Source organism: Streptomyces sp. NPDC005866 (genome assembly GCF_040629895.1).
Taxonomy (GTDB): domain Bacteria; phylum Actinomycetota; class Actinomycetes; order Streptomycetales; family Streptomycetaceae; genus Streptomyces.
In genome coordinates this window covers 68,866-89,303 of the sequence record NZ_JBEXWP010000027.1, presented here as the reverse complement: position 1 = coordinate 89,303, position 20,438 = coordinate 68,866, and the positions used below count along the sequence as shown (strand labels likewise).

Here is a 20,438-nt window from a genome sequence, read left to right as displayed (position 1 = left end):
ACCGGCCCACGGGATCACAGCGGGTCGGCCACGGCTGTGTCAGAGGGCGAGACCGCGCAACGCCGCCTCGACGATCACGTCGGCCGCGGCCTCGTCCAGCGGCGCGTGCCCGGCGACCAGCCGGTACATCGCGGGGCCGAAGAACAGATCGATGGCCACCTCGGGATCGATGTCCGCGCGCAGTTCGCCCCGCTCGACCCCGCGGTCCCAGATGGCCCGCACCAGCTCCCGCCGAGAGGGGATCAGCCGGTCACGCAACTCCGTGGCCACCTTGGGGTCGCTCTGCGCCTCCGCCACCAGCTGAGCGAAGATCCGCCCGCTCGGGCTCGCGTAGAACCGCATCATGCCGCGCACCGCGACGCGGAAATCCTCGGCCGCTGAACCGGTGTCCGGATCCGGCGACTCGGCATACATCTGCGACAGAAACGCCTCGACCGCGACGGAGTGCTTGTTCGGCCACCACTTGTAGATCGTCGCCTTGCTCACCCCACTCCGGGCGGCGATCCGGTCGGTCGTCACAGCCTTCAGTCCGCCCTCCTGCATCAGTTCGGTGCAAGCCATCAGGACGGCATGGCGCGCCTGCTCGCTGCGGGGCCGGCCGGGGCGCCGGGTCGAACCCGTCACACCCCCGCTCTCCTGCGACGTGCTGATCGAATCATTCATCCCACCATCCAACACCGACTATGACCGGACCCTCACGGTCGTGGCCGACCGCGAGCCTCGGGTGAGGCAACGACGGCTTCCGCTTCGCGAAGCGGCTGGACCGTTCCTAAGGACTGGAGGGGCGTTGATGCTTCGGTCGCCGGCCTGCTCGCCTTTTGGTCGTTGATTCACATCCGCGACGATGCCGTCCCCACGGTCTTCGGGCACTTCCGGCGGGTGTTGCGTCCCGGCGGACCACTTCTGCTCGGCTCTCACGTCGGCAACGAGTCAAGGCTGAAGACCCAGGGCTACGGCGGTCACCCGATGAACGTTTACGTCCACCGCCGCCAGCCTGACAAAGTGGCGGCCTGGCTACGCGACGCCGGGTTCACGGTCGAGGCCCAGATACTGCTCGACCCCGACGACAGCACTCCAGGGGCGGTCCTTTTCGCACGCCGTCAGTCCTAGCCCTGTCAGTGGTCCGGCTGCGGCCGACCACATTCAGTGACAGTGCCCACCGGCCGCATCCCCACCACGCCGACAACCGCGGACGCCGACGACAGACCACCTGCCCTGGCCCCTCACCCCTCTCCCCATCAGCGTCCGTCCCCGGCTCGGCGAGACCACCGATCACTACATCCAGCGACTCGCCCGCGCCAACCACCTCAGGCCCAGCGAGCTCCTGCAACATCTCACGCCACCGCCCCACAAAACCGGCCGGAGACCCAACTGAGCCGCCTCGCCGCCCTCAGCGAACGCTCGACAGACGTCCTGGCGAAAACCCTTGCGGATGCCGACCCAGCCGCCGAGCCGACCCCCTCCGACCTCCACCTTCAACACCACCCAGCACTGAAAGACAACGGCCACAACATCACGTCGCTGATCAAGCACAACGCCCGGAGAAACAAGAACGGCCTGCGACAGATCGCCGATACGTGGAAGATCCCACTCTGGCTCCTCAGACGGGTCCTCAGTCCGCGTTTCCCCGGCCCGAAGCCCCCACTGCGGGCCCTGGCGGTCCTCGGTGCGGGGGTCGGGGACGACCATGCTGACGATCCGTACGAACGTCACCGAGGCGAAGCCCGCCATAAGGACGATCACGGCAGCGGCGACGGCGAGCGCGAGTGCGTACGGCAGATGGGGCAGCCGGAATTGCTGCAGGAGAGACTCCAGCAGGTACCACTCGGACACGAATCCAGCCGAAGGTAGGTGTAGGGCCGACGTCACGTCGCTCGTCGATCGCCCTTCGCTGCCTCCAGGCGTTCACGTTGCGGGACCACGACATAGGCGGGGTCCTTCGTGGACGCGACTCCCGCGTCGAAGGTTCCGAAGCGCTGCAGGACGCTGCCGGCGAGCAGCGCCAGCCCGGCTGCCGCCGCGGCCGGGCGGCTGTGCCGGGCGATGGTCACGGCAGCGAGTGCTCCGCCCAGCGTGAGGTACTCCGACGCCTGGCGCAGTCGGTGGGGTCGGCCGGTGGTGTAGGCCTTGGGTACCAGGCCGGGCCGACGCTCGATCAGCCGGGCGGCGACGAGTTCCGCCGCCGCTCCGACCGCGCCGAGGCGGCGAGCGGGGCCCGCCTCGGCCACCGGCGCCAGGAGCATTCCGAGGCCGCCGCCGCTGGCGGCCGCGGAGCCCGTGAACACGAAGGGCAGTTCCCGGCGGGCTTCGTGCCAGGCCGGCACGGCGGTCTGGGAGAGCAGCACAGCGGTGTAGGAGGCGAGTGCCGGGGCGAAGGCTGCCGCGGACAAGCCGGCCGGTCGGGCTGCCCCGCGCAGCAGCCGGCCGGGCAGGCTAGCTTGCAGGGACGCGGGCAGCAGTTCGGCCGTGGCGGCCAGGCCGCTGCCGGGTCCGTAGGACACGAGGATCCAGGTGCCGACGGACATGGGCGAGGTCGGCTTGGCAACGCGCAGCATGTGGTGGAAGCGTTCGGGTCGGCCGAGGTCCGCGATCAGCAGGTAGGTGCTGGCCAGGAGGGCGCCGAAGCCGCCGATGCGGCTCGCCCGGCGCAGTGCCGGGCGCCCGGTGAGGTCGGCACCGGCCGCGAGCAGGGCAGCGCCGGCCGAGAGCCCGCCCGTGAACAGGTAGGCGGGGACCTTCCACTCCCACACCGGTGGTTTCAGCACCGGCCTGCCGTAGTAGGAGCGGAACTCCCCAGGCTCCGCGGCGGACTGTTTGCGGTGTGTGTCGGCGCTCCGGCCCGAGCCGTACGTGTCTGTGTTCACGTCGGCCGCGTCTGTTTCGCTCCGCGGCTCGCGCGGGATTCCGTCGCCTTCGGTCATCGCCGGCCTCCCTTCACGAAGACGGCGGCCGAGGCGGCCAGCAGGGCCGAGGCGGCCGCTCCGGCGTACTTCCACATGGACGGCAGGTCACGCGTGGGGACGATGGGGTCCGGTGGCAGTCCGTACACTTCCGGCTCGTCCAGCAGCAGGAAGAAGGCGCCGTCGCCACCCACGCCGTCGTTGGGGTCACGGCCGTACAGCCGTGCTTCGCTCACGCCCGCCTCGTGCAGTTGCTCCAACCGGCCGTCGGCCCGCTCCCGCAACTCGTCGAGCGGGCCGAACTGGATGGAATCAGTGGGGCAGGCCTTGGCGCAGGCAGGCTCCAGGCCGCCGCGCAGCCGGTCGTAGCACAGGGTGCATTTCGCGGCCCGACCATCGTCGGGACGCCGGTCGATGACGCCGTAGGGGCAGCCGGACACGCAGTAGCCGCAGCCGTTGCAGATGTCGGGCTGCACCACGACCGTGCCGAACTCGGTCCGGAAGAGTGCCCCGGTGGGGCAGACGTCGAGACATCCGGCGTGCGTGCAGTGCTTGCACACGTCAGAGGACATCAGCCAGCGGAAGTCGGTACGGGTCTGCGCACCGCCAGTGGCGCCGGGCAGGTCGAAGGAGGGGAAGCCGAGATCGACCGGGCCGGTGCCCAGCTCGCCGCCGCCTCGGTGGGACTCGTGCAGGGCGTCGGCCACCACCTCGGTCGTGGCCTCGATGCCGGAGGGACCGGTGGGCAGGCCGGACAGGCCCGCGTCCTGGCGGCCCAGCGGGCGTTCCTGCTCGACGAAGGCGACGTGCCGCCAGGAGTTCGCGCCGAGCATGCCGGTGTTGTCGAAGGACATGCCGAGCAGATCGAGGCCGTCCTCGGGGACGTCGTTCCATTCCTTGCAGGCCACTTCGCACGCTTTGCAGCCGATGCACACGGAAGTGTCGGTGAAGAAGCCCATCCGGGGCGGAGGGTCACGGTGGCCGGCGTCCGCGGCAGGGTCGGCGAGAGGCCCGTAAAGGCTGCTGTGCTCGTCCGTCATGAGGATTCCTCCGGCCGGTCCGGTTCGGTGTGGGCCGGCTGGTCGTCGCCGGTCGTCACGATGCGGGTGCCGGTTTCCGGTGTGATCCCGGCCCGGCGGCGGTAGTCCTGGACGTACTCCTGCAGGGCGGGGCCTCTCGGCCGGCGTCCCGGGCGGATGTCGCAGGTCAGTACCTTGCTCTCCTGGATGAATACGTTGGGATCGGCCACCACGCCGATCAGGTCGTTGACGACGTCCCCTCGGGTGAGACCCGCCTGCCCCCAGTGGTACGGCATCCAGACCTGGTGGATGATCCGGTCCTGGACCCGCAGGGGCGCCAGCCGGTCGGTGACGACGACCCGGGCCTCCACCGCCGTCCGGCTGGTGATCACGTGGGCCCAGTCCAGGTGGCGCAGGCCGCGCTCTCTCGCCAGCTCGGGTGACACCTCCACGAACAGTTCGGGCTGGAGCTCCGACAGGTACGGCAGATTGCGGCTCATGCCGCCTGCGGTGTGGTGTTCGGTCAGCCGTGCCGCGGTGAACACGAAGGGGAACACCTCGCTGTGCGCCTCGGGCGGAGCGGGGTTGGACGGGTTGTCGGAGCGCCCGTACACCTTCCGGGTCGGGTTGCCCTGCTGGCCGTAGAGGAGATTGCGCGTCGGCGACTCGTGCGGTTCGTAGTGGGTGGGCAGCGGGCCGTCCGCCAGCCCGGCCGGGACGAACAGCCACGCCTTGCCGTCGGACATCATGATGAACGCGTCGTCACCGGCGAGCGCCTGCGGTCCCGAGGCCCCCTCGGGCGGCTGGTAGTCGGGCGGCTTGTTCTTCTCGAAGTCCGGCGTGTCGTGCCCGGTCCACTCGCCGCGCTCCTCGTCCCACCAGACGAGGGCCTTGCGCTCACTCCAGGGCCGCCCCTGCGGATCGGCCGAGGCGCGGTTGTACAGCACGCGCCGGTTCAACGGCCAGGTCCAGCCCCACTCCGCGTCGTACGGTCCCTGCTCGAAGCGGGACTTCCGGCGGCGGGCCTGGTTGACCTCGTCGGCGTAGACCCCGCTGTAGATCCAGCAACCGCAGGCGGTGGTGCCGTCGGCCTTGAGGTCGAGGTAGCTGCTGACCGTCCGGCCGGTGCGCAGGTCGATCCCGTTGATGTGGCGCAGCACGTCGGCCCCGGACGGCTCGTCGCCCTCGGTCCGGTAGTCCCAGGCGAGATCCAGGACAGGGTGGTCGCGCTCGTCGGTCGAGCCGGCCAGCTTCTCCTTGATGCGCCTGCCGAGGTGATAGAAGAACCACAACTCCGAGCGCTGGTCACCGCTCGGTTCGACGGCCTGGTCCCGCCACTGCAGCATCCGCTGGGTCTGGGTGAAGGTGCCGGACTTCTCCACGTGCGAAGCGGCCGGGAAGAAGAACACCTCCGTGCGGCAGCGCTCGGGGATGATCTCGCCGGTCTCGATCTCGGGGGCGTCCTTCCAGAACGTGGCGCTTTCGATCATGGCGAGGTCGCGGACGACCAGCCAGTCGAGGTTTGCCATGCCCAGGCGTTGCAGGCGGCCGTGGGCCGAGCCCACCCCGGGGTTCTGGCCCAGCAGGAAGTAACCGAAGACCTTCCCGTCGACCATGTCCATCGCGGTGCGGTAGGTGCCGTGGTCGCCGCTGATCCGCGGCAGGTAGTCGAAGCAGTAGTCGTTCTCCGCCGTCGCCGCCTCGCCCCAGTACTCCTTGAGCAGCGAGATGGTGTAGGCATCGGCGTTGCCCCAGAACCCCTTCTGGCGAGGACTGCGGATGTCGTCCAGGAAGGCGGTCAGGTTCTCGTGGCTGGTGTCCGGCATCGGCAGGTAGCCGGGCAGCAGGTTGAACAGGGTCGGGATGTCCGTGGAGCCCTGGATGCTGGCATGTCCGCGCAGCGCGAAGATCCCGCCGCCGGGACGGCCGATGTTGCCCAGCAGCAGCTGGATGATCGATCCGGCCCGGATGTACTGGGCCCCGACGGAGTGCTGGGTCCAGCCCACGCTGTACACCAGCGCGGCGGTGCGCTCGCGGCCGGAGTTCTCCGTCCAGGCGCGGCACACGTCCAGGAACAGCTCCTGGGGCACTCCGCAGATCCGCTCCACCATGTCGGGCGTGTAGCGGGCGTAGTGCCGCTTGAGCACCTGGAACACGCAGCGGGGATGCTGGAGGGTGGGATCGGCCGCGATGCGGCCGGCACCACCGTGGACAACTGGGCCTCCGGAACCGTAGCGGTCGGACGTTGCCTGCTCCTTGTGCCGGTGTCCCGGTCGCTTGTCGGCATCGATACTTTCGTACGCCCAGCTCGAGGCGTCGTAGGAGGCGGTGTGCGGGTCATACCCGCTGAAGAGACCGTCCAGGTCCTCGGTGTCCTGGTAGCGCTCGCTCAGGAGGAACGGGGCGTTGGTGTACGCCTGCACGTACTCCCGGAATTCCAGGCCGTGGGACAGGATGTAGTTGATCACGCCGCCGAGGAACGCGATGTCGGTGCCCGCCCGCAGCGTGACATGCTGGTCGGCAAGCGCACTGGTGCGGGTGAACCGCGGGTCGATGTGGAAGACCCTGGTGCCGCGTGCCTTGGCTTCCATCACCCACTGGAACCCGACCGGATGGGCTTCGGCCATGTTCGAGCCCATGATGACGATGCAGTCGGCGTTGATCAGGTCCTGCTGGTAGTCGGTGGCGCCGCCGCGTCCGAACGACGTTCCCAGACCGGGAACGGTGGCGGAGTGTCAAATACGCGCCTGGTTCTCGATCTGGATCGCACCGAGAGCGGTGAACAACTTCTTGATCAGGTAGTTTTCCTCGTTGTCCAGCGTGGCGCCGCCCAGGCTGGCGATGCCCATGGTGCGACGGAGCATGTTCCCGGCCCCGTCGGTGTCCTGCCAGCCCCTCCGGCGTGCGTCCAGCACCCGGTCGGCCACCATGTCCATGGCCGTGTCGAGGTCCAGGTCCTGCCACTCGGTGCCGTAGGGCGGCCGGTACCGCACCTTCTGCTCACGCTGCGGTCCGGTGACGAGCTGCTTGCTGGCGGAGCCCTTCGGGCACAGACGACCCCGCGAGATGGGGCTGTCCGGGTTGCCCTCGATCTGGATGACCCGCTCGTCCTTCACATAGACGCGCTGCGCGCAGCCCACGGCGCAGTAGGGGCAGACCGAGTCCGCCACCCGGTCCGCGCGGTCGGTCCGGGGCCCGAGGCCGGCAGAGCGCTTGGACTCGGCCGCCTTGCCCCGCCCCAGCCGATCCGCCCCCGTGATCTGCCGGTACACCGGCCACCCGCCGATCCAGCGTTCCAGGCCCATTCGCCCGCTCCTTCGTCCGGCGGCAGTCACCTTATCCAGACGCTACCCGGGAGGTGGCCTTCCGCAAGTCGGGCCGCGCGCCGGTGGGGGGTCATGCCTCCGGGGCGGACCTACGACTGCAGGTCGTTGAAGTGGCTCCAACTGTACGAGTCGTTCCAGAGGGTGGTGGTCGCGGCCGACCAGTCGAGTTCCCAGCCGGGGCGCACACCGTGGGTGCCCCAGCCGTCTGGCCTTCTGCCAGGGATGTGGAGTCCGCTCTGCTGGGCGGCGACGGCATCGTCGTAGACCTTCTGTGCGGTCTGGATGGCTGCCCGGGGGTTGTCGGCTTCGCCGGTGAAGATACGCAGCCCGCGTCGGCCGCTCCTGTTCCTTGTCGGGACGTTGACCTCGTAGTAAGGCAAGGCCGTCCATCTCCCTTCGGGGTGCTGGTCCCTAAGAGACCTGTGGGCCGGGGCCGCGTCGGAGAAGCGGATCTGCCGTGCCGTGATTCCTGGTGTGGTGGTGTGCGCGGCCACCCTGCGAAAACTGAACGTTTCGTTTCCATTCAGGCAACGAGCGCGTCCTCTACACGGTTCCCATTTGCTGATAAATTTCCGTTTTGTGACGACGTCCGGATCGCCGGGCCCAATGACCGGGACCAGGACCCGCCGAGGGGCGATGCCGAGGCCTGCCGGACGTGAGTGACAGGGCGCCGACCGGGGACCCGGCGGCACGATGGGCTTTCTGCGGACGGCCGAGGACCGGTCCTGAAAGAGAGGGGGGCTGCGTGGAGCAGCGGGTCACACCGGATAGCGCCGGAAAGGACGCCGCAGGGGTCGTGTCAGGCGCCGTCGACCCCTACCGGCACCGGAAGGTCGCCGTCGAGCGACGCCGGATTCCCCGCACGGATGCCGTCCTGCGTGACGAACGTCTGCAGGAGGCAACGCGTCGGCTGGGACCACAGGCGGTGAAGGCGGCGGTACGGCGGGCCCAGGAACAGGCGCGTGCGGGCACCATCCCTCCGCAGGAGGTGGAGGACGTGGCAGTGGCCCTGCTGCCGCGCACCGTCGGCGGACTGCGACCGGTGATCAACGCCACGGGGGTGGTGCTGCACACCAACCTCGGTCGGGCGTCGCTGTCGGCAACGGCCCGGCAGGCGGTGCAGGAGGCGGCCGGACCCACGGACGTCGAACTGGACCTGCGGATAGGCGTACGGGCGCGCCGCGGGCGTACCGCCCTGAAGGCGCTGTGCGAGCGAGTGCCATCTGCGGCTGCCGCCCACGTCGTCAACAACGGGGCAGCCGCCCTGGTCCTGGCGGCGACCGCACTCGCCTCCGGCAGGGAGATCGTCATCAGCCGCGGCGAGATGGTCGAGATCGGGGACGGTTTCCGGCTGCCGGACCTCCTGGTCTCCACCGGAGCCCGGCTCCGCGAGGTCGGCACCACCAATCGCACGACCGCCGCCGACTACGCAGCCGTGGTCGGGCCGGACACGGGCTTCGTGCTGAAGGTGCACCCTTCCAACTTCTGCATCACCGGATTCACCCGCACCGCCGATGCCGGAGAACTGACAGCGCTGGGCGTCCCGGTGGTCGTCGACATCGGTTCCGGGCTCCTCGCCCCCCATCCGCTGCTGCCCGCGGAACCCGACGCCGAATCGCAGCTTCGGGCCGGCGCCTCGCTGGTCACCGCGAGTGGGGACAAGCTGCTCGGCGGACCCCAGTGCGGGCTGCTCCTCGGAGACAAGGAGGTCGTTCGCACCGTGTCGCGGCATCCCCTGGCTCGTGCCCTGCGCGTGGACAAGCTGACCCTGGCCGCGCTGGAGGCGACGTTGACGGGCCCGAAGACTCCGACCGCCGAGGCGCTGGCCGCCGACTCGCAGCAGCTCATGCGCCGCGCCGATCGGCTCGCCGCCGCGCTGAGCGCCGAAGGGGTGGACGTACGGGCGGTCGACAGCACCGCAACTGTCGGTGGCGGCGGCGCGCCCGGCGTGACGCTGCCCAGCGCGGCCCTGTCACTGCCGGAGTCGTACGCCGCCCCCTTGCGCACCGGAGAGGTCCCCGTGGTGGGGCACCTGGAGGGGGGACGGTGCCTGCTCGACCTGCGGGCAGTGCCGTCGGAGGACGACGAGCGGTTGGCCGAGGCCGTGCGTTCGGCCGCGGAGAGGTAGGCGTCATGCGGGTGCTGGCCACCGCCGGGCACGTCGACCACGGCAAGTCCGCCCTGGTGCGGGCGCTGACGGGGATGGAACCGGACCGCTTCGAGGAGGAACAGCGGCGTGGACTCACGCTCGACCTCGGCTTCGTGTGGACCCGGCTCGGCCCTGACGGCGAGCACGTCGCGTTCGTGGACGTACCGGGACACGAGAGGTTCGTCGCCACCATGCTGGCCGGCGTCGGACCCGTGCCGGCCGTGCTGTTCGTGGTGGCCGCAGACCAGGGCTGGCAGCCGCAGTCGCAGGAGCACCTGGCGATCCTCGACGCGCTCGGCGTACGGCATGGCGTGCTCGCCGTGACTCGCAGCGACCTGGCGGACCCAGAGCCGGTCCGCGCCGATGCCGTCGAGCGCCTGGCCGCCACCTCGCTCGGCACCGTGCCGTCCGTCGCGGTGAGCGCGGTGACCCGCGCCGGACTGGACGAACTGCGCGCCGAGCTGGCCCGCCTGGCCCGGGCGTTGCCCGTTCCGCACGCCGACGCAGACACGCGGCTGTGGCTGGACCGGGCCTTCACGGTGCGCGGTCACGGCATTGTCGTGACGGGCACGCTCTCTTCGGGCACCCTGCGCGTCGGCGACCGGCTGGTGACGGGCGACGGCTCGGCCGCACTCAGGGTGCGCGGGCTGCAGTGCCTGCACGAGCAGCGGTCCGCCGTCAGTGGTGTGGCGCGCGTGGCGGTCAACGTGCACGGTCCCTGCGCCGGTGCGCTGGAGCGCGGGCAGGTGCTGGTGACACCGGGCCGGTGGTTGCTCACCGACCTGATCGACGTGCGCATCGTCGGAGAGCCGATGCGCGAGCTGCCCCGGATGGTCACCCTGCACGTCGGCACCGCAGCAGTCCCGGTGACGCTACGACCGCTGGGCGAGGACACCGCCAGGCTGACCCTGAGTCGCAGGCTGCCGTTGCGCGTCGGGGACCGGGCGGTGCTCCGAGAGCCGGGCGGTCGGCGCATGCCCTGCGGTGTGACCGTCCTTGACGTGCGCCCGCCACCGCTGTCACGGCGGGGCGCCGGACGGGCCAGGGCGGCCGAACTGACGGTCATGACCGGCCGTCCGGACGGCGCGGCGGAGCTTCGGCGACGGGGGCTCGTCCGGCACTCGGAGCTGCTGGCGATGGGGGTGACGCCACCCGCCGCCCCCGTCACGGGAGACTGGCTCGCCGACGAGGCCCACTGGTCGCGGCTGCGCGAGCGTCTGGCCGCCGAGGTCGAGCGGTACGCGCAGCAGCACCCCCTGGAGCCGGGCCTGCCGACGGAGGCGGCCAGGCGCCTGCTCGGACTGCCCGACCGGTCCCTCGTCGACACGCTCGCCCAGACGCCCGGACACCGCGCACTGAAGCGCCGGCAGGGCCGGTTGTACGGCCCCGGCAGCGCCCGGCCGACGCTTCCGCCGCCCGTGGAGGCGGCAGTGGATGCCGTGCGCCGCGCGTTGGAACGGGCGCCGTTCCACGCTCCTGAGGCCGAACGCTTGGCGGAACTAGGACTCAGCCGCAAGGCCGTGGCCGCCGCAGTCTCGGCCGGTGCGCTGCTGCGGGTCGGCGACGGCATCGTGCTGCTTCCCGGAGCGGATGCCCGGGCCGCCGCCGTCCTGCGCCGCCTGCCCCAGCCGTTCACGCTCAGCGAGGCCCGCCGAGCCCTGGACACCACGCGCAGGGTGGCCGTACCGCTACTGGAGTTCCTGGACGCCCAGGGATACACCGAACGGGTGGATGACCAGCGCCGGAGCTGCCGCCCGGATGCGTGCTGCGGAGGCGGACGGGAATCGAACCCGCCTGCCCGAGATCCTCGGGCACCTCGGTTTTGAAGACCGGGAGGGCCACCAGGCACCCACACGCCTCCACCGGCCGCCAGGTTACCCGGCAGGCCCCCGCACAGCCGACCCGACCACACCGCATCGTCCGCACGGATTGCCGATCCCACAGACGGAGACGGGCGGCACCTTCGACGAAGCCGTACAGCGTTGCCCGACGCGCCGCACACCTGCGCCTGCGCGCCCGACTCGACCCAGGAGATTCGCCATGACCTCGACGCGCGAAACGCCCGTGCGGCTCACGCAGTTCGCCCACGGCGGCGGATGTGCCTGCAAGATCCCGCCCGGCGAGCTGGAGGACGTGCTCGGCGGCCTGTCGGCGGCGCTGCCGACCCCGAGCGACACCCCGCTCCTCGTGGGGCTGGCCACCGGGGACGACGCGGCCGTCGTCATGCTGCCCGCGCAGGCGGGGGTGGCCGCGCAGGCGGTGGTGGCCACCGCCGACTTCTTCACTCCGGTCGTCGACGATCCGTACGACTGGGGACGTATCGCCGCGGCCAACGCCCTGTCGGACGTGTACGCGATGGGCGGCCGCCCGGTTCTCGCCGTCAATCTCCTGGCCTGGCCTCGTGACGTGCTGCCGTTCGACCTGGCCCGAGAGGTGCTGCGCGGCGGGCTGGAGGTCGCCGCCGAGGCCCGTTGCCATGTGGGCGGCGGCCACAGCGTCGACGACCCCGAACCCAAGTACGGCATGGCGGTCACCGGCCTTGCCGACCCACAGCGGCTGTTGCGCAATGACGCCGGCCGGCCCGGCATGCCGCTGTCGCTCACCAAGCCCCTCGGCCTCGGCGTACTGAACAATCGCCACAAGGCCACCGGCCAGCGGTTCGAGCAGGCGGTGGCGACGATGGTGGCCCTCAACCGGGACGCGGCCGCCGCGGCCCTGGACGCCGGTGCGACCTGCGCCACGGACGTGACGGGATTCGGGTTCCTCGGCCACCTGCACAAGCTGGCGCGAGCCTCGGGCGTCACCGCCATCGTCGACACCGCCGCCGTGCCCTACCTGGACGGGGCCGGACAGGCCGTGCGCGACGGGTACGTCAGCGGCGGCACCCGACGCAACCTGGAGTGGGTGGCCCCGTTCACGGACTTCGGGGGCACGGACGCCGACACCCGGCTGCTCCTCGCCGACGCCCAGACCTCGGGCGGGCTGCTCGTCGCGGGCGAGGTTCCCGGAGCGCCGGTGGTGGGGGAACTCGTCCTGCGCGGGCCGCACTCGATCATGCTGAGGTGAGCCGCGCCCCGGTCCGAACGCGGCAAGTTCGGAGGTACTCCCCCGCGGGCCAGGACAATCGCCCTCGTCAGACAACGCCAGACTTGCTCGCCTGCTGCCGCGCCGTGTTCAGCCGTTCTCCACCAACGCTCCCCTCGAACCCTGCGCGCGCCCTCGACCCGCACTCTCCACGCGGCCACAGGCGGACCGTGGCCCCGCGGGCGTCACATGAAATTGCGTGTGTGACGAGGCCGCCGCCCTGTCGGCCCTGCTCGTCATCGTGAACCCCCGCCTGCCCAGCGACCAGCGGGCGCGAGTCGTGTAGGGACTCGGGGCGCAGTGAGTTGCTGAACGTGGCGCCGCATGCGCCGGCGACTGCGGGGCGCGATCCGTGTCAGGGCGATGTCGAGTTCTCGGGCCCTGGCATGGCCGGTGCTCCACCGCGGATCACACCGTGGTCCGGCCGCCGTTCTCCAGGACACTCCCCCAGATGGAACGGCGGCAAGGCGAGCAGCTGCTCCCCGCACAGGCGGGGATCTTCCCGTGACCGGCGCCGACCTGACAGCGGGCCGGATCTGCTCCCCGCACAGGCGGGGATGTTCCCGGGACATGCGAAAGGCCCGGCGCTCGGCCGGGCTGCTCCCGGCACACGCGGGGATGATCCCTGGGGCAGCGATCGCACTGGATCATGGTGGGCCTGCTCCCCGCACACGCGGGGATGATCCCTGCCCGTGTAGCACAGACGGGGTGGCTCGATGATGAGCATCGACCAGGCCGTGACCCTCGATGGCGGGCATGGTGCGCGACACCTGTCGCGCACCAGCCACCCCCTGAGGCACATCGCTGAGCTGGGTGAAATACACGAAACCCACCGCGCCCTGGCTGCGCGCCGCCCACCGTGCCGTGAGCGCCCGCCGGCGCCGCACGGGGAGGGACCCCCGCGGGTGCAGGGTCCCTCTCCGGGTCAGCGGCCCTCAACTGGCCGAACCCATCGGCCCCCCTGCGGCGTCAGTCTCCGGAGGAGAAGGCCGAGTCGAAGGACTGGGCCGACGGCTCGATCGCGGTCAGTGCGCGGATGAACTTCAGGGCGTCCGGGGCACCGATCAGGCGGTCCATCCCGGCGTCCTCCCACTCCACCGAGATCGGTCCGTCGTACCCGATCGAGTTGAGCATGCGGAAGCAGGCTTCCCACGGGACGTCTCCGTGCCCGGTGGAGACGAAGTCCCAGCCGCGGCGCGGGTCCGCCCACGGCAGATGGGAGCCGAGGCGGCCGTTGCGCCCGTTGAACCGCTTGACCGACTCCTTGCAGTCCACGTGATAAATGCGGTCCTTGAAGTCCCACAAGAAGCCCACCGGGTCCAGGTCCTGCCAGACGAAGTGTGACGGGTCGAAGTTGAGCCCGAACGCCTCCCGATGGCCGATCGCCTCCAGGGTGCGCACCGTCGTCCAGTAGTCGTAGGCGATCTCGGAGGGGTGGACCTCGTGGGCGAAGCGCACGCCGACCTCGTCGAAGACGTCGAGGATGGGGTTCCACCGCGCAGCGAAGTCCGCGTAGCCGCGCTCGATCATCTCTGGCGGAACCGGGGGGAACATCGCCACCGTGTGCCAGATCGAGGAGCCCGTGAAGCCGACGACGGTCTTCACCCCGAATGCGGCAGCGGCGCGCGCGGTGTCCTTGATCTCCTGCGCGGCGCGCTGCCGGACGCCCTCCGGCTCGCCGTCGCCCCAGATGCGGGCGGGGAGGATGCCGCGGTGGCGCTCGTCGATGGGGTGGTCACAGACGGCCTGGCCCGTCAGGTGGCAGGAGAGTGTCCAGCAGCGCAGGTTGTACTTCTCCAACAGGGCGCGACGGCGCGGGATGTAGTCGTCGTCGGCCAGGGCCTTGTCGACCTCGAAGTGATCGCCCCAGCAGGCGATCTCCAACCCGTCGTAGCCCCACTTCCCCGCCAGGCGGCACACGTCCTCGAACGGCAGATCGGCCCACTGGCCGGTGAACAGGGTGATCGGGCGCGGCATCGGTTCCTCCGGTTGGTTCGTCGGTCGGGGCGGTCAGGGAGTCGGGGAGGCACTCGGAGGGATCTCGGCCAGGCGCAGCAGCAGGTCCTTGACCTCGGTCGCGTCGTAGTGGTCGCGCGCCTCGTCGGGTTGGGAGCACAGGAGGACGGGGCCGTCGTCGGGGTGGTCGGGCAGACGGCCGTGGCTGCCGCGTACCGGGGACGGGTCGAGGGGGACGACGCTCATGCGGTAGCGCATCCCGAGCTTCTTTCGGGCCAGCGCGGCGGCAGCGCGCAGCTTGACCTTGGGGTCCTTCGGGTCCATGAACAGCTCGGCCGGGTCGTAGCCGGGCTTGCGGTGGATCTCGACCAGTCGGGCGAAGTCCGGGGCGCGGTCGTCGTCGAGCCAGTAGTAATAGGTGAACCACGAGTCGGGCTCGGCGACGGCGACGAGGTCCCCGGCACGCGGGTGGTCGATGCCGTACGCCTTCTTGCCGGCCTCGGTAAGTACTTCGGCCACGCCGTCGGTGCCGGCCAGCAGTTCGCGGACGCGCTCGGTGTCGGCCGGGTCGGCGACGTAGACGTGGGCGACCTGATGGTCGGCGACGGCGAAGGCGGCCGACGTCCACGGGTCGAGGTATTCCATGCCGTCCTGGACGTGGACGTGCAGCAACCCGGACCGGCGCAGCACGCGGTTGACGTCCACCGCCCTGGAGACGTTGGTGATGCCGTACTCGGAGAGGGCGACCACGGTGATCGAGCGCGCGGCGGCGTCGTCGAGCAGCGGGGCGAGGACCCGGTCGACCTCGGCCGCCGCCGCGGCGGCGCGAGGATCGTCGGGCCCGTAGCGCTGCAGGTCGTAGTCGAGGTGGGGGACGTAGACGAGGGTGAGGTCGGGGGCGTGGGTGGCGACGACGTGCCGGGCGGCGTCGACGATCCATCGGGAGGACGCGATGGAGGCGGTCGGCCCCCAGTAGGTGAACAGCGGGAAAGTGCCGAGCTTGGCGGTGAGTTCGTCGTGCAGCCCCGGGGGGTGGGTGTAGCAGTCCGGCTCCTTGCGGCCGTCGGAGTAGTAGATCGGCCGCGGGGTGACGGTGAGGTCGACGTCTGCGCCCATGGCGTACCACCAGCAGATGTTGGCGACACGGTAGCCGGGACGGGAGCGCCGCGCCGCGTCCCACAGCTTCTCCCCGCCGACGAGCGCGTTGTGCTGCCGCCACAGCAGCACCTCGCCGAGCTCGCGGAAGTACCAGCCGTTGCCGACGATGCCGTGGCCGGTGGCGGGCTGCCCGGTGAGCAGTGTGGACTGCACGGTGCAGGTGACGGCGGGGAACGCGGTGTCGAGGCGTGAGGTGAAGCCCGCCTCGCCCAGGGCGCGCAGGCGGGGCATGTGGGCCAGCAGCCGGGGGGTGAGGCCCACCACGTCGAGGACGAGCAGGGGGGCAGGGCTCACAGGGTGACCTCCTTCAGGCCGAGAGAGATCAGGTGGTCGCGGGTGAAGGCCAGTTCGGCGGCGATGCCGTCGGCGAGGGCCCCCGGACCCCGCGGTCGGCGGCCCTCGGGGAGCACCCCCCACGTGTAGGTCTCGACCTCCACGTGAGCGGTGCGGGCGGTGTCCCCGCCGAGCAGGGCGGCGAGGGTTGCCTCCAGCTCGGGGCGCGTCGTGGTCAACGGGGGCTCCGGGTCGGCGTGCAGAGGCACGTGAAAGTGGACCCGCCAGGGCTCGCGGCCCGGCAGCCCCCCGGCCAGGGCGGCGTCCAGGTCGTCCACGGCCCGGGGCGGAGCGCCTTGCTCCCGGACCTGGTGCAGGAAGCGCGGCTCGGCAAAGGCGGCCAGAGCCGCTCGCGTTGCCGGATCAGACGGGTCGCCGGCCTGCAGGGCGCAGGACGCCTGGGTCTTGACCACCTGGAGTCCGGCCCCGTCCAGGCGGGCGAGTGCGGCGACCGGATCCTCGAAGCCGACCGCCAGATGGCAGGCGTCCAGGCAAATGCCGATGCGGTCGGTGTCCACGCGGGCGAGGTGCCGAGCGGCCTCGGCGGTGGTCTCGACGACGCAGCCCGGCTCGGGTTCCAGGCCGACCCGGATCGTCCGGCCCGTCTCACCGGCGAGGGCGGCCAGGCCGCCGGCCAGCGTGTCGAGCCCGCGGGCAGCCTCCTCCGCCTGCTGAGCCGTCCACGGCGTCCGCCAGCCCAGCGGCACGGTGGAGACGCTGCCGTGCGCGGCGTCGTCGGGAAGCAGTGCCGCGAGCACGCGGGCGAGGTCGAGGGTGTAGTGCAACCGGTCGGGCGCGGTCCAGTCCGGCCGGTAGACGGCGTGCTTGACGACGGGGTCGTGGAAGCCGCGGTAGGGGAAGCCGTTGAGGGTGACGACCTCCAGGCCGCGAGCGGTCAGCTCCCGGCGGAGCTTGCCGACCGCGCCGTCGTCCGCGGCGAGGGCCGCCGCGGCGTCGCGGGCCAGCCACAGGCCCAGGCCGAGGACGGGCACACCCAACCGCTCGCGTACCGGCTCGGCGTGACGGGCCAGTTGGGCGAGCACCCCGTCGAAGTCCTCGGCGGGGTGGACGTTGGTGCAGTACGCGAGGTGGACGACGGTGCCGTCGGGGTGGAGCAGACGCACGGCTACACCTCCGCCCGGACGCCGCGCAGCACGGAGTTGCCCTCGTAAGTGGCGTCGGCACCGAGCGCATCCGAGCCGTCCAGCTCCAGCTTGCCGCTCTGCCCGTAGAAGGCGACGGGGTTGCGCCACAGGACCGTGTCCACGTCGTCGGGCGAGAAGCCCGCGGCGAGCATGGCGTCCCCGGTCAGCCGGGTCTTCAGAGGGTCGCTCCTCCCCCAGTCCGCAGCCGAGTTGACCAGGATCCGCTCGGTGCCGAACTCGCGCAGCACGGCGACCATGCGACGCTCGTCCATCTTGGTGTCGGGATAGATGGAGAACCCCATCCAGCAGCCCGAGTCAATGACCTGACGTACCGTGACTTCGTTGAGGTGGTCGACGACGACGCGCTCCGGGGCGATCCCCGATTCCTTCACCACGGCGAGGGTCCGCTCGACGCCCGCGGCCTTGTCGCGGTGCGGGGTGTGGACCAGCGCCGGCAAGTCGTGGATGACCGCGAGTTGCAGTTGGGCGGCGAACGCCTCGTCCTCCTCGGGCGTCATCGAGTCGTAGCCGATCTCGCCGACGGCGACCACGCCGTCCTTGGGCAGGTAGCGCTGCAGGTGCTGGAGCACCTCCGCACAGCGCGGGTCGTTGGCCTCCTTGGGGTTGAGGGCGATGGTGCAGTGGTGGCGGATGCCGAACTGGGCGGCGCGGAACGGCTCCCAGCCGATGAGGGAGTCGAAGTAGTCCAGGAAACTGCCCACGGAGGTGCGCGGCTGGCCGAGCCAGAACGCGGGCTCCACCAGGGCGCGTACGCCTGCCGCGTGCATCGCCTCGTAGTCGGCAGTGGTGCGCGAGGTCATGTGGATGTGCGGGTCGAAGATACGCATCACGTCTCCCGGGGGCTGAGGCGATCGGTGGTCGCGGTGGGGACGTCCTCGGGGCCCCCGTGGCCGGGCACCGGTACGTCCGCAAGGAGCGCGAGGACCGGCCGGATGTCGGCGGGCACGTCGCGTCCTGCGGCGGTCCGCTCATGGGCGAACGCGGCCATCATGCGGGCCAGTTGAACGTCCACTCGGCCGGGCAGGCCCGGCAGCGCGGTCAGCGGGATGCCGGTGAAGACGCATTTGAGCACGCCCTGGCGGTAGGTTTCCGCGTCCAGGTGGTCGGTCGCGTAGTCGCCGAGGGCTGCCGCGATCAGCCGCGTGTCGTTGGTGCGCAGGGCGTCGCGCACCAGGGGCAGCGCGCCGTCGCCGACAGGCAGCAGCGGCAGGGCCCGCAGCACGGCGCGCCGTTCGGCCGCATCACCGGTCCGGTAGAGCTCCCCGATCTCCTCCAGCAAAGGGGTGCCGGTCAACGGCATCGCGGCCAGCAGCAGGGCGCGGGCCGCGTCGTCCACCGTCCAGCCATGCGGGTCGCCGGGGTCCAGCGGGCCACGTCCGCATCGGCGTCCGGCCAGCGGGAACAGGCCGTGGACGACTCCGGGGTCGGCGGTCACCGAGGCACACGCACCGGCGAGCCACATCCTGCCCTCCTCGGTCACCCGGTCGGCCAAGGCGGTTCTGAGGCGGTCAGGTGTCATGCCATCTCCTCCTGACGGTGGACCGCGGGGTCACACGACCGCAGGAAGTCCAGGGAGCGGCGGGCCACGCCCGGGGCGTCGTGGCTGTGCCGGGGCAGTTCGACGGCGACCAGCCCGCGGTAGCCGACCTCGTCGAGGGCGCTGAGCACGGGCGGGAAGACGATCTCACCACTGCCGAACTCCAGGTGCTCGTGCGTACCCCGGCGCATGTCGTCGATCTGCACGTTCACCAACCGGTTCCCGGCCCGGCGCACGCACTCGGGCACCGGGTAGGGTTCCAGGCAGCGGCAGTGGCCGATGTCGAGGGTCAGGCCGAACGGGACCGGGTCGCCGAGCGCCGCGGCCAACCTGGTGTACTCGTCGACGGTCTCCACGAGCATCCCCGGTTCGGGTTCGAAGCCGAGGAGGACGCCCGCCTCCTCTGCGGCCTCGACGACCTCGGCGCATCCGGCGACCAGCCGGTCCCAGGCCGCTGCCGGGTCGAGCTCCGCGGGCCTGACACCGGCCCAGAAGGAGACGGCCTGTGCGCCGAGGTCGGCGCCGACGGCCACCGCCCGGCGCAGGAAGTCCACCCTGCGCTCTCGTCCTTCGGTCGAGAGCAGGGTGGGCTCGTGCTTGTGCCAGGGGTCGAGCAGGTAGCGGGCCCCGGTCTCGATCACCACGCTGAGCCCGAGAGCGTCCAGCCGCCGGGCGAGGGCCGTCGTCCGCGCGGCCAGGCCGGGCGCGAAGGGATCGAGGTGGTGGTGGTCGAGGGTGAGCGCCACGCCGTCGTAGCCGAGTCCGGCGATGACGGTGAGCGCGTCCTCCAGCCGGTGGTTGGAGAAGCCGTTGGTGCCGAACCCGTAGCACAGGACGGGCTCGGCGGACCTGTTGTCGCGCCGCAGGGGTTCGGTCATGTCGGGGACACCCGCCTGGAGAGGGCTCGGGCCAGCGGAAAGGCCGCGGCGAGCGGAAGTGCGGAGCGGACCGCGCCCGCGCCCGCGGTGAGCGCGGCCTGAAGCGGCATCAGGCCGAGGATCCCCGCGCCGACGGCCCTGCGGACCTTTCCCGGCGAAGGATCGGCGATGGCGTGCACCTGAGCGCGGCCGGCCGTTGCGCCGTACGCGGCGAGCCCGCCCGCAACGGCCAGTTGGTGCCGGCAGCTTGTGCCCTGCCGGGCCGGGCGGGCGCGGAGCGCCGTTGCGGCTGCGGCGGCTCCGGTGGCGGCGAGTGTCACCCGGGGCAGCCACGGTTCCGCGCCCGTGACCTCGGCGCGGCTGAGCGCGGTGACGGCGAGGGTGTGCCCGGCGACGATTGCGGCCGCCGGAAGGGCGGGCCGCAGCCGGCCCGCGCCGGCGCCGAGCAGGACGTCGAGTCCCCGGGCGGCTGCCATCACCGCGGGACCCGCCGGACGGGATTTGGCCCACAGGTCGTACCCCCAGACGGTCGCCGCGAGCGGCACGGCGACCGTCAGCGCGCGACGGCCTTCGGCGGCCGCGGCCAAGCCGAGGGCGACCGCGGTCAGGGCCACGGCGGTGCCCAGGGCGACGGGTGCGGCCACCCGGCCGGAGGGGATCGGCCGCTCGGGGCGTTCAACGGCGTCCAGGTCGCGGTCGGCCCAGTCGTTGAGCGCCATCCCGGCCCAGTACAGGCAGACCGAGGAGGCGGCCAGACCTGCCACGGACATGTCGGGGCGACGGCCCGCGGCGGCCGCTCCCGCCAGGACGTCCCCCGGCACGGTGAACGCGGCCGGGGCGCGCACCAGTTCGGCCAGGACCCGCAGGCGTCGGCCGGGCGAGGGCGTTGCGGCCGGAGCGGACGCGGAGGACACAGATCCGGGATGCGAAGC

The 20,438-nt window shown here is 71.5% G+C and carries 16 protein-coding genes, 1 tRNA gene and 1 pseudogene; 4 read left to right on the top strand and 14 right to left on the bottom strand.

What is annotated here, in order from left to right; all coding sequences use genetic code 11:
* Positions 1–39: 39 nt before the first annotated feature.
* Entirely contained in the window at positions 40–663 is a 624-nt protein-coding gene (locus ABZ396_RS32410) for a TetR/AcrR family transcriptional regulator (RefSeq protein ID WP_358918405.1), read from the bottom strand.
* Between the two features lie 162 nt (positions 664–825).
* Here ABZ396_RS32410 and ABZ396_RS32405 point away from each other — a divergent pair, with 162 nt between their 5' ends.
* A complete protein-coding gene (locus ABZ396_RS32405) occupies positions 826–1,110 on the top strand; it encodes a hypothetical protein (RefSeq protein WP_358918407.1) in 285 nt (94 codons plus the stop codon).
* A gap of 165 nt (positions 1,111–1,275) precedes the next feature.
* Here ABZ396_RS32405 and ABZ396_RS32400 read toward each other — a convergent pair whose 3' ends face one another.
* From ABZ396_RS32400 to ABZ396_RS32380, 5 genes are all read right to left on the bottom strand, one after another.
* Positions 1,276–1,833: a hypothetical protein gene (locus tag ABZ396_RS32400; protein ID WP_358918408.1), complete on the bottom strand. Its 558-nt coding sequence runs from the start codon at positions 1,831–1,833 to the stop codon at positions 1,276–1,278.
* A 32-nt stretch (positions 1,834–1,865) separates the two neighbouring features.
* Entirely contained in the window at positions 1,866–2,921 is a 1,056-nt protein-coding gene (nrfD, locus tag ABZ396_RS32395; RefSeq protein ID WP_358918410.1) for an NrfD/PsrC family molybdoenzyme membrane anchor subunit, read from the bottom strand.
* Positions 2,918–3,940, bottom strand: a complete 1,023-nt coding sequence (locus ABZ396_RS32390) for a 4Fe-4S dicluster domain-containing protein (protein WP_358918412.1) — start codon at positions 3,938–3,940, stop codon at positions 2,918–2,920. Before ABZ396_RS32390 ends, nrfD begins: the two co-directional genes overlap by 4 nt.
* Complete coding sequence (gene fdh, locus ABZ396_RS32385; protein ID WP_358918413.1) at positions 3,937–7,224, bottom strand: formate dehydrogenase; 3,288 nt, start codon at positions 7,222–7,224, stop codon at positions 3,937–3,939. The genes ABZ396_RS32390 and fdh overlap by 4 nt, the downstream gene beginning before the upstream one ends.
* Positions 7,225–7,334: 110 nt before the next feature.
* Positions 7,335–7,625, bottom strand: a complete 291-nt coding sequence (locus ABZ396_RS32380; RefSeq protein ID WP_358918415.1) for a hypothetical protein — start codon at positions 7,623–7,625, stop codon at positions 7,335–7,337.
* Between the two features lie 416 nt (positions 7,626–8,041).
* Here ABZ396_RS32380 and selA point away from each other — a divergent pair, with 416 nt between their 5' ends.
* Positions 8,042–9,373: an L-seryl-tRNA(Sec) selenium transferase gene (selA, locus tag ABZ396_RS32375; RefSeq protein ID WP_358918416.1), complete on the top strand. Its 1,332-nt coding sequence runs from the start codon at positions 8,042–8,044 to the stop codon at positions 9,371–9,373.
* Positions 9,374–9,378: 5 nt separating this feature from the next.
* Positions 9,379–11,127 (top strand): annotated as a pseudogene (locus ABZ396_RS32370) (SelB C-terminal domain-containing protein); the annotation flags it as partial.
* A 33-nt stretch (positions 11,128–11,160) separates the two neighbouring features.
* On the opposite strand, the gene ABZ396_RS32365 reads toward ABZ396_RS32370, so the two are convergent.
* Positions 11,161–11,255: transfer RNA gene (locus tag ABZ396_RS32365), tRNA-Sec, on the bottom strand.
* Between the two features lie 179 nt (positions 11,256–11,434).
* Here ABZ396_RS32365 and selD point away from each other — a divergent pair.
* The gene (selD, locus tag ABZ396_RS32360) at positions 11,435–12,460 is read left to right on the top strand and encodes a selenide, water dikinase SelD (RefSeq protein WP_358918418.1); all 1,026 of its coding nucleotides are present in this window, start codon (positions 11,435–11,437) and stop codon (positions 12,458–12,460) included.
* 987 nt (positions 12,461–13,447) lie between these two features.
* On the opposite strand, the gene ABZ396_RS32355 is transcribed toward selD, so the two are convergent.
* From ABZ396_RS32355 to ABZ396_RS32325, 7 genes are read right to left on the bottom strand one after another with little or no spacing between them, the layout of a single operon-like run.
* On the bottom strand, positions 13,448–14,455 hold the full coding sequence (locus tag ABZ396_RS32355) for a sugar phosphate isomerase/epimerase family protein (protein WP_358918419.1): 1,008 nt from the start codon (positions 14,453–14,455) through the stop codon (positions 13,448–13,450).
* A gap of 33 nt (positions 14,456–14,488) precedes the next feature.
* Positions 14,489–15,886, bottom strand: coding sequence for a nucleotide pyrophosphatase/phosphodiesterase family protein (locus ABZ396_RS32350; protein WP_358918420.1), 1,398 nt, complete (start codon positions 15,884–15,886; stop codon positions 14,489–14,491).
* Positions 15,883–17,049 carry a metabolite traffic protein EboE gene (gene eboE, locus ABZ396_RS32345; protein ID WP_358918421.1) on the bottom strand — a complete coding sequence of 389 codons (1,167 nt, stop codon included), beginning with the start codon at positions 17,047–17,049 and terminating at the stop codon, positions 15,883–15,885. Before eboE ends, ABZ396_RS32350 begins: the two co-directional genes overlap by 4 nt.
* A gap of 2 nt (positions 17,050–17,051) precedes the next feature.
* Complete coding sequence (locus tag ABZ396_RS32340; protein ID WP_358918422.1) at positions 17,052–17,918, bottom strand: TatD family hydrolase; 867 nt, start codon at positions 17,916–17,918, stop codon at positions 17,052–17,054.
* On the bottom strand, positions 17,918–18,610 hold the full coding sequence (locus tag ABZ396_RS32335; RefSeq protein WP_358918423.1) for an EboA domain-containing protein: 693 nt from the start codon (positions 18,608–18,610) through the stop codon (positions 17,918–17,920). Before ABZ396_RS32335 ends, ABZ396_RS32340 begins: the two co-directional genes overlap by 1 nt.
* The gene (locus tag ABZ396_RS32330; RefSeq protein ID WP_358918424.1) at positions 18,607–19,506 is read right to left on the bottom strand and encodes a sugar phosphate isomerase/epimerase family protein; all 900 of its coding nucleotides are present in this window, start codon (positions 19,504–19,506) and stop codon (positions 18,607–18,609) included. Before ABZ396_RS32330 ends, ABZ396_RS32335 begins: the two co-directional genes overlap by 4 nt.
* Positions 19,503–20,420 (bottom strand): SCO3242 family prenyltransferase, encoded by a 918-nt coding sequence (locus ABZ396_RS32325; protein ID WP_358918425.1) that lies wholly within the window; start codon positions 20,418–20,420, stop codon positions 19,503–19,505. Before ABZ396_RS32325 ends, ABZ396_RS32330 begins: the two co-directional genes overlap by 4 nt.
* Positions 20,421–20,438 lie beyond the last annotated feature (18 nt).

Coding starts and splice junctions, on each gene's coding strand:
- ABZ396_RS32410 (WP_358918405.1), bottom strand. CDS start 663: ATGAATGATTCGATCAGCACGTCGCAGGAGAGCGGGGGTGTGACGGGT.
- nrfD (WP_358918410.1), bottom strand. CDS start 2,921: ATGACCGAAGGCGACGGAATCCCGCGCGAGCCGCGGAGCGAAACAGAC.
- ABZ396_RS32390 (WP_358918412.1), bottom strand. CDS start 3,940: ATGACGGACGAGCACAGCAGCCTTTACGGGCCTCTCGCCGACCCTGCC.
- selD (WP_358918418.1), top strand. CDS start 11,435: ATGACCTCGACGCGCGAAACGCCCGTGCGGCTCACGCAGTTCGCCCAC.
- ABZ396_RS32355 (WP_358918419.1), bottom strand. CDS start 14,455: ATGCCGCGCCCGATCACCCTGTTCACCGGCCAGTGGGCCGATCTGCCG.
- ABZ396_RS32340 (WP_358918422.1), bottom strand. CDS start 17,918: ATGCGTATCTTCGACCCGCACATCCACATGACCTCGCGCACCACTGCC.
- ABZ396_RS32335 (WP_358918423.1), bottom strand. CDS start 18,610: ATGACACCTGACCGCCTCAGAACCGCCTTGGCCGACCGGGTGACCGAG.
- ABZ396_RS32330 (WP_358918424.1), bottom strand. CDS start 19,506: ATGACCGAACCCCTGCGGCGCGACAACAGGTCCGCCGAGCCCGTCCTG.